The sequence below is a fragment of the Candidatus Chordibacter forsetii genome (assembly GCF_964187505.1).
Classification (GTDB): Bacteria; Verrucomicrobiota; Verrucomicrobiia; order Opitutales; family Seribacteraceae; genus Chordibacter; species Chordibacter forsetii.
In genome coordinates this window covers 1-8,946 of the sequence record NZ_CAXLML010000014.1, presented here as the reverse complement: position 1 = coordinate 8,946, position 8,946 = coordinate 1, and the positions used below count along the sequence as shown (strand labels likewise).

6 protein-coding genes are annotated in these 8,946 nt (G+C 49.4%); all 6 read right to left on the bottom strand.

Features of this window, described 5'->3' with window-relative positions; genetic code table 11:
• Positions 1-491, bottom strand: a 491-nt coding sequence (locus tag ACKPQ4_RS00465; RefSeq protein WP_407679243.1) for a sulfatase-like hydrolase/transferase, incomplete at its 3' end; no start/stop codon positions are given.
• A gap of 128 nt (positions 492-619) precedes the next feature.
• Entirely contained in the window at positions 620-2,026 is a 1,407-nt protein-coding gene (locus ACKPQ4_RS00460) for a sulfatase family protein (protein WP_407679242.1), read from the bottom strand.
• 5 nt (positions 2,027-2,031) lie between these two features.
• Entirely contained in the window at positions 2,032-3,360 is a 1,329-nt protein-coding gene (locus tag ACKPQ4_RS00455; protein ID WP_407679241.1) for a hypothetical protein, read from the bottom strand.
• 10 nt (positions 3,361-3,370) lie between these two features.
• Complete coding sequence (locus ACKPQ4_RS00450; protein WP_407679240.1) at positions 3,371-4,774, bottom strand: DUF1501 domain-containing protein; 1,404 nt, start codon at positions 4,772-4,774, stop codon at positions 3,371-3,373.
• On the bottom strand, positions 4,771-7,128 hold the full coding sequence (locus tag ACKPQ4_RS00445) for a PSD1 and planctomycete cytochrome C domain-containing protein (protein WP_407679239.1): 2,358 nt from the start codon (positions 7,126-7,128) through the stop codon (positions 4,771-4,773). Before ACKPQ4_RS00445 ends, ACKPQ4_RS00450 begins: the two co-directional genes overlap by 4 nt.
• A gap of 98 nt (positions 7,129-7,226) precedes the next feature.
• The coding region (locus ACKPQ4_RS00440) for a carbohydrate-binding protein (protein ID WP_407679238.1) at positions 7,227-8,946 on the bottom strand (1,720 nt) is incomplete at its 5' end.

The following is an 8,946-nucleotide window of genomic DNA, read 5'->3' as shown; positions in this document are numbered from 1 at the left end:
TCCTCCCCATTTGCCTGGGGACGTTGGTAAGCGGATGGAACTGTCTTGGGCATTCCGCCACGTGGATTTTGTACAATGTCGAAACATTCGTTTATCTTGGCAGGTAGATGCCATTTACCAGTGAAGTAGGTTTTGTAACCAGCGGAGCTCATATACTTCGACCAGTATCTTCCTTCTTTTTGTTCCTTATTTGCAGTCTTATGGGTTTTGTGAGCCCGCCAGATAAAAGCTCCGGTGTTTAACATGTGACGACTGGCCACGCAGACAGCTCCGCTCCATGAACCCATATTGTAAGCCCGGTCAAAGAAAGCTCCCTCTTTAGCCAGTCGATCAAGGTTCGGAGTTTTTATCTCGGTCAACCCAAGCATCCCTAAAGTTTCATAGCTTTGATCATCAGCAAAGAGAAACAAGATATTTGGCTTTTTGCTTTGGGTTCCCCATGCAAAATGAAAGCAGGAGATTACGAAAAAGATATTTAAAAGAATAGCCATGACTCAATTATCTTCTGCTCTGGGTTTCCAGGTCAAGACTTGAGGGAGTGAGTGAACGATTTAATGCTTAAAATATCAACGCATGTCCAAAAACTGCAGAGCAATATAAACCTTGAGAATAGGATGTTCTAGCGGGTTTTATCTAAGGTTCGATGTTCAATGAAGCGCCCATGCATTTGGGCGAGAACTTTTGGGTTCATTGAGGCTACATTTTCTTTTTCCAATGGATCATTGCTGAGGTTATACAAAGACCAGTCGGATGGTTTTTTTGGGTTTTTTTTGGAGTAGCACACGATCTTCCAACTACCATACCGGAGAGCCCTTCGACGGTTGCCCTGTACCCAGTAGAAGTCGCGTTCAGGAGATTTAGCACCGCTTAGAATGCTGGGGGACTGATCAAACCCATCCCAGGAGAACGAGTTGGTTCTTTGGAATCCAACCAACTGAGCAATTGTGGGAAACCAGTCCACGATGTGCATGGGGGTACCGATTTGTTGAGGCTTTATTTTTTTGGGCCATACCGCAAACCCAGGCACCTTGATCCCTCCTTCATAGACATCTATTTTACTTCCTCTCATCGGAATGGGTTGATTGAAATCGGTAAGTTTAAGGTCATCGGGGTAGGCGTTGCCCGGCCAATTGACTTGTGGACCGTTGTCGGATGAAAAAAGTATTAGGGTGTGGTCGTAGAGATTTTGACCTTTCAGGGTATCGATGACCCGACCGATGGCATGATCCAAATGATGAAGGGCGGCGAGGAACAATCTTTTTTCCGGGTCCTGTTCCTGCTGAATTTTCCCGAGGGGGTCATTAAACCAGGGGATGTCACTTTCATTTTTCCAGCGGTTTGGGTTTCGCCGATCCAGTTGGGTCGGTTGATCATAAAATTTCCCCCGTTCATCCAAAGGGGTGTGTACGGCGGTGTAGGGCAAATAGAGAAAGAAAGGATTGTCTCTTTTTTCCCGAATGAAACGAATGGCATCATCGGTGATCAGCTGGGTTGTATGGACCCCGTTCTCACTGCCTTCAATTAATTCATGATTACGGTGCCAGGTATGAAAAAGAGGGCCCTTGCGGTAACCGTGGTTGTAGTTTCCAACGGCTCCGGAAAGACAGCCATAACTTTGATCAAACCCAAAATAGTTGGGCCCATGATCAGGTGAGCTGCCCAAGTGCCATTTCCCCGACAGGCAGGTGTCGTATCCTTGTGATTTGAGCATCGAAGCAATGGTCGGTGTGCCTTTGGGGAAGGCTGGCTTGGTGCTGGCAGCTGTGGCATGGGGGCCGAACCGGCTGGGGTACCTGCCGGTCATCAGGGCCGCTCGGGTGGGAGTACATTGAGCCATGACATAGTGGTTGGTGAACAGAGCACCACTATTGGCGAGTTTATCGATATTAGGGGTGTACACCTTTGGGTTGTTGTAGCCTACATCACCCCAACCCTGGTCATCGGTGAGGATAATGATTACATTGGGTTGGTCCCCAAAGATTTGAGCACTAATCAAGAACGCAGGAAGTAAGAAAAATCTGATCATATTTTTTATTCTATGTTGTTTTCTTGCTGATGGTCGAAGTAGTTGACCAAAGAGTAAGCTTGGTGGTGAATTTGCTTCATCGATTTCCAAAGGACATCGTAGGCTTTACTTTCCTTGTCGACGATCCCGGCGTTGTTCCGTGAGTCTCGGTACTTAAACCAGTGCCACCCGATACAGGAAGGAATTTGCAAAAGGCCTAGGCTAAAATGCTGGTAAAATTTAGCCCGATCTGCCTGAGTACGCACTGGGAAGCCAGCCCCAAATTCGTCAACAGGTAGGTCGCTATCCTCGGCCATGGCATACCATTCGGTGATCAGGATGGGCTTGCCGGCCAGAGCAGACCAGTTTTCGATCCGTTCCTTTTCCGGAGTCCAACGATGGTAGTAATTGACCGAGATGACATCGGCATACTTGCCCGCAGCCACGAAAATCTGCTCGGATTGAAGAGCCCGTCCATGTAAGCGAGTGCCGAGGTAGAGGTGGTTGGGGTCGTTTTTTTTCAGGGCACTTGTAACCTTGCGGTAATAGGTATCCACCACCAATTCGAGGAAATCCCGGTCTTCTTTCCATCCTGCTTTCTTTACCTTGCGGTCCTGGAGAAACTTGTGGGCAGCCAGATGATTGGGGTCATCCTTGGGGTGGGAAAGGTAGAGCTCGACAATGCCTTTTTCCCGGAAGGGCAGTTCGTTATCGGAGAAGTGTCCGAAGAGCCAAGGATCATCATTGGTAATGCGAGCTTTCTCAAAAAGTCGTTCGCAAAAGGATTCAAATTTGGGGTCGAAAGGGTAGAGGACTGGGTATTCTCCGGTAGCCGCATGCCTCTTTTTACGATCGTTACGGTAGTGGGAGGAAACATTCCAGCGCAGGCAGTAAGAGACGGGCCGGTCCAGTTTCCGAATCACATCCGAGGAGGACCAAGATCCTGCGGTATTGAATCCAAATTTACGTAACTTGCCGGTGGCATCTTTTCCCCAAAGCAGAGTCTGCTCATTAGCTAAGGTATCGGGTCCACCGTCCTCCGGACTGACGGAGTTGACTCCCATGCAAATCATTGGATATCCCTCGGGATCAACTGTCCACCAGCGTCCCGATATTTTTTCGATCCTGTAAAACCCAGTTCCCTCGTGTCGTATTTCTTTCCATCCACCGTAAAGCCCAACTCTTGCCTGCGGTCCAGTTGCAAAACCTTCTAGGTCTGAAAGAGTTGTGCAGACCATTTTTTGGTACTCATCCTTAACCAATAAATCGGCGGATTCTTTGCCTCCAAGAAGAGAGGACCAAGTAATCGTGCACAAGACCAAGAGAAAGGTCTGGCGAAAGCGAGGAGAGGGCATGGTTTAGAACCTAAGCAATCAGATCTTTTACAACATGGGAGTGATCCACCCCGGTGAGTTTCCAATCCAATCCCTGATGCTTTACGGTGAAGAACTCGTGTTTGATCCCAAGTAAGTGAAGCATGGTGGCGTGGAGGTCGTGAACATGAACCTTGTTCTTAGTTGCATGGTATCCAAGTTCATCGGTCTCGCCGTATCCAAAGCCTCCCTTGGTTCCTCCTCCCGCCATCCACATGGAAAAGCCCTTGATATGATGATCACGACCGATTTCACCCTTCCCTTGGTACATCGGGGTTCTACCAAATTCTCCGCCCCAAACTACTAAGGTATCATCAAGCATGCCCCGTTGTTTAAGGTCTTGAATTAGGGCCCATGTAGGTTTGTCGGTTAGGCCACAACAGGTGCCCATGTACTTTTCCAAACCGCCGTGGTGGTCCCAGCCCCGGTGGTAAAGATGAATGAAACGAACGCCTTGTTCAGCAAGCTTTCTTGCGAGCAGGCAATTTGATGCGTAGGAACCATCCCCGGGTGTGGCACCGTACATATCTAAAATATGCTGGGGCTCATTTGAAACATCCATCAGTTCAGGCACCGAGGTTTGCATTTTAAAAGCCATTTCATAAGCGGCTATTCGAGTATCGGTCTCCGGATCGTTAATTGCCTGGTTGCGGTGGCGGTCCAGGGCAGTGATTGCATCGACTAATTTTTTTTGGTGACTTGAACTGACGCCCTTTGGGTTTCGCACATAGTGAACCGGATCGCCCGTGGAATTAAACTCCACACCCTGAAATTTACTGGGAAGAAAACCGGCCGACCATTGGCGGGATGCGATGGGTTGGGGATTGCGCCCGCCCACACTGGTCATCACCACAAAACCCGGCAGATCCTCGGCTTCGCTGCCAAGTCCATAATTAATCCACGAGCCCATGGAGGGACGTCCGCTGATTGCAGTGCCCGTGTTCATGAAAGTATGAGCGGGATCGTGGTTGATCTGCTCGGTGACCATCGAGCGAATGATCGATATATCGTCGGCCATCTTTGCCGTCCATGGAAGGTAGTCACTGACATACTGCCCACCTTGCCCGTACTTTTTGAATTTGGTAAGATGTCCCTGAACTTTTAGTTCTTTGCCCTGTAGTTGAGCGATGGGCTGTCCCTTGGTGAAAGACTCGGGCATTGGTTGCCCGTGTAGTTCATCAAGTTTGGGTTTGTAGTCGAAGGTTTCCAAGTGGGATGGACCTCCAGCCATACAAAGAAAGATGACCCGTTTCGCTTTTGCCTTGGGTAAAAGGAAGCTAGGTTTACCGGAATCTTTTGCTATGAGTGAATTGAGGGCAGCACTACCCAGGCTAAGGCCCGAACCGGCAAGAAAGGCTCGGCGGTTGATATGGTTGGCGGAGAATAGTGGATTCATCGTCTTAAATTGGTTTCAGCGAGATTAAGTACGGCCCGGGCCACCGGAGTCCAGTCTTCCTCGGTACTTGGTACTTGAGAGTCAAATAGTGCGGCCAAAGTTTTTTGTTCAAAGGCATCCGGAGGTCTTGAGAGAGCCTGGCGGAAAGCATAGGTCAGGCGCTCTTTAATGCTGGAGCCTCCACTGCTGACAATCTTTTTAGCAAAGAACTTAGCCGCTTCTAGAAAGGTGGGGTCATTGAGCAGAACAAGGGCAGCTAGGGGGGTGTTGGACTGTGGGCGTTCAGCGGAGCACTCCTCACGACTCGGGGCATCGAATGCCTTAAGCATAGGATGGAGAAACTGTCTTTGCCAATGTACATAGAGTCCACGGCGCCAAAGAGACTTTCCTTTGTCGGTCTGGTATTTTCTTGGGGGGAAATTAAGGTGACGATAGTAGCCGGCAGGTTGCATGGGTTTTACACTGGGGCCTCCGATGGTGGGGACAAGTAATCCGCTAATCGCAAGAGTGTTGTCGCGTACGAACTCAGCGGGTAGGCGGCGGGCGATCTGATAGCTTTGATAGCCAGCAGGGGGTAGGGTGGCTTGCCGGTAGGTTCTACTAAGAAGAATATCCTTGATGAAGACCTTGAGGTTCCACTTTTTTTCGACAAGCGAGAGCGCTAGCCGGTCGAGCAATTCGGGGTGTTCCGGCGGGGTGCCCTGTCCACCAAAGTCGGTGAGGTCCGGTGCCAGGCCTTTACCGAAAAAGAGATACCATAGACGGTTGGCAAGCACTCGGGCGTTGATCAGACCAATCCCGTTCTCGGTGTCCGTAAGCCAGTTAGCGAGGTCGAGTCGGGACAGTCTTTCTTTATCGGATTGAATGCTTCCAAGAAATTTTGGTACGGAAGGCAATACAACCGGCCCGCTATCGTCCATCCAGTTTCCTCTCGGGAGAACCCGCATAGTACGAGGTTTAACCGCCCGGGAAACCATGGTCCAAATACCTTGATTTTCCACTTTTTTCTTTTTGCCTACTAATTTACGGTAGCGGTCGATGCTAGCTTGATCGGTTAGCTCAAGATATTTGGTTTCGAGTTCGGCGAGCTTCTTTTTCCATGGTGCCTTCTTATTGTTTTTCGCTTTTTTAAGTTGGCTGGTAAATTGGGTACGGTTGTGGTCGAGAGCGTTAATTCCCAATACGATTTCTCGGGGTAGTGCCATGGTGATTTCTTGGGTAAGACTATCAATTCTTGCCTGCTGCTCCGGGCTAAAGATTTGGATTTCTGGAGGCCGCTTGGTGGGTAAGGAGTTTCCATTAAAACCACGGTCACCCAGATCGGAAAAGAAGGAAGCGAGGGCATAGTGATCCTTGATGGTGTAAGGGTCATACTTGTGGTCATGGCATTGGGCACAGCCGACGGTCGCCCCCATCCATACTTCTGAAACATTGCGTACCCGGTCGGCGGCATAGATCGCGTCGTACTCCTTGAGTTGCAGGCCTCCCTCATGGGTAGTCTGCAGGAGTCGGTTGTAACCGGATGCCACTTTTTGCTGGGTGGTGGAACCGGGGAGGAGATCGCCGGCCAACTGCTCCCGGGTAAACTGGTCAAAGGGTATGTTGTTATTAAATGCTTGGATGACCCAGTCGCGGTAGGGCGATATATTGTGGGGTTGATCTCCGTGGTACCCGACGGTGTCCGCATAACGCACCAGGTCCAGCCAGTAGGTGGCGAGGCGTTCGCCAAAGTGGGGAGAGCCGAGGAGGTCTTCGATTATCCGGGAATAGGCTTTTTCGGATGGATCGGATGCAAAGGACTGAACCACCTCGGGTGCTGGAGGCAGGCCGGTCAAATCGAAGTGCAAACGGCGTACGAGGGTGACGGGGTCGGCCTCTTTGGCGGGTCGGAAATTTCTTTTTTCGATGTCTGCGAGAGCGAATGGGTCAATCCAGTGAGTCGACCATTGCTTGTCCTTTACCTCGGGAGTGGGATGATCAACTGGAGGAACATAGGCCCAGTGGTCCGCCCATTTGGCACCTTCTTTTATCCACTGTTCGAGGATTTGTTTTTCTTTTTTGGTCAGAGGTTTTCCGATCTCGGGCGGGGGCATCAGCTCATCTTCCTCCCCGGAATGAATACGATAAACCATCTCACTATCCTCCGGACTGCCGGCTACAATCGCCATCAGTTCATCATTCTTCGCCTCCGATTCAATATCTAGTCTGAGGTCCGCCTTGCGCCCCTCTTCGTCAGGGCCGTGGCAGGCAAAACATTTATCGGAGAGGATGGGACGGACATCCCGATTAAAGTCCAAGGCTGCCTGGCAGAAGGAAGCCAGAACAAAAAAGAGAATGTGGAAGTAAATACGCATTTAAATTTACAAGTGTAAAGCTATTGGTTTGGGGTAATTTATCCAAGTAGAAATTTGAAAATGGGCTAAATTTGTAGAGGCAGAATCGGAGGTACCGGCTAACGGAATGAGAGAGAAGCAAGGTTCATCATTCCGCTCCGAACACCAGGTTTATCGAAACAAACATATAGGTCATGTCTGCCTGAGGTTGGGCTAATGTTGATGGGTTGGTCGAAATACTCGGACCAACTGCCATTCGGGGTTACCTCGACTTTACCAATCAGTTGGCCATCCATTGAGCCGAGCCGAAGCTGGATTTCTCCTCCGGTTCCGGCACTGGCGACATAGGCTATTATCTGACGAATATCAGTGAGGTTAATCCCTTGGTAACACAGATAGGATCCATGCCCGATGTGACCAACCTCTTTCTCGGAAAGTTTCAGGCCTTGATGGGAATCTGCTACAATACCTGGCAAGTCTCTGGTTCTTAGTTGGATGAGCTGTGATCCACTTAGGGGAGCAACGGGGAGGGCACCGCTATCCACATAACTTGCTTCGAGAAGTAAAAGGGAGCGGTTAGCCTTTTTGGCATCGCTTGGCTTATGAACGATGAGGGTTCCAGAATTTCCCCTTTGTACAGTATCCTCTTCCTGACCCAGGGCAAAAATCCAATCAACCATTTCCCGGGCAACTTTAATACTGTGCTGGGGGTGAGGCATCATCGGTATTTGCCCCCATACACCGGATGAACCATTGACTATTCTTTGTGCGGCTTCATTTCTTGCTTTTTTTACTCCCTCGTATTTTAGCGAGATAGCCGAGAAGGATGGGCCGACCAGTTGCTGTTCCACGGAGTGACAATTAAAGCAGTCACTTGCTTTCATTGAGCTTAATCCAGGGTGAGTCTCAATTAGTAAATTAGATGGTTGGTTGTTGGATTGCGCAGAAACGACTTGGTGAGCTACTTTGATCCGCTTGGGGTTGATGGATGCATCTTCCTCGTCGCTTACTTCAACCAACCACTCTATGGGTTTTCCAAATTCAAAAAAGTCACCATCTTGAGGAGAAATAATTTTTACGGTGGGGGGGCCGTTTCCGACTGAGATGGGTATGGTTTTCACATCCATTGCTCCGTTTCTATCGAGTATGGTTAAAGAGATTTGCACATTCCCGAAATCCTGCAAAGTCAGGGTGGGGTTGGCTTCTTTAGATAGAATAGATCCATCCCCTGGAAGCTTTCGCCATTCATAGGTTAAAGAATCCCCGTCATCCGGATCCATGGATCCTTCGCTGGATAATTTAATAGTAAGGGGTGCTTTCCCGGCGGTTTGGTCGGCGGAGATTTTGGCTACAGGCGGACGGTTTCCTCGGATATAATCAATGCGAACAAGTTTGGCATTTTCGTTTTTCCCCCAGGTTGTTCCATACTCAATTAGATAAAGTGCGCCATCGGGTCCAAATTCCATATCGATGGGACGAATGAAAGAATGATCCGGCATAAAAGGTTCAAGATCTACCAATTCTTCGTTTTTATCGAGCCGGGCAGTAAAGACCCAGTTACGGGTCCACTCGTAAATAAATAGGCAGTTATCAAAGTGCTTGGGGAGTTTGGTTTCGCTCTTAAGTTTAGAATTATAATGAAAGACCGGCCCAGCACAGGCGGTTCGACCGCCCCCACGAAGGATGCTAAACTCGGGGGTTCCCCTGGTTCGATACCAAATAAAAGCAGGCTTGGCCGGGGGTAAAGTTATGGGATTTTCGACAAAACTGGATTGGTTGACTGGGGCTTGTGGGTTTTGCGGAGGATGCAGGTCCGAGGTGTTAAAATCCCGCATGGGA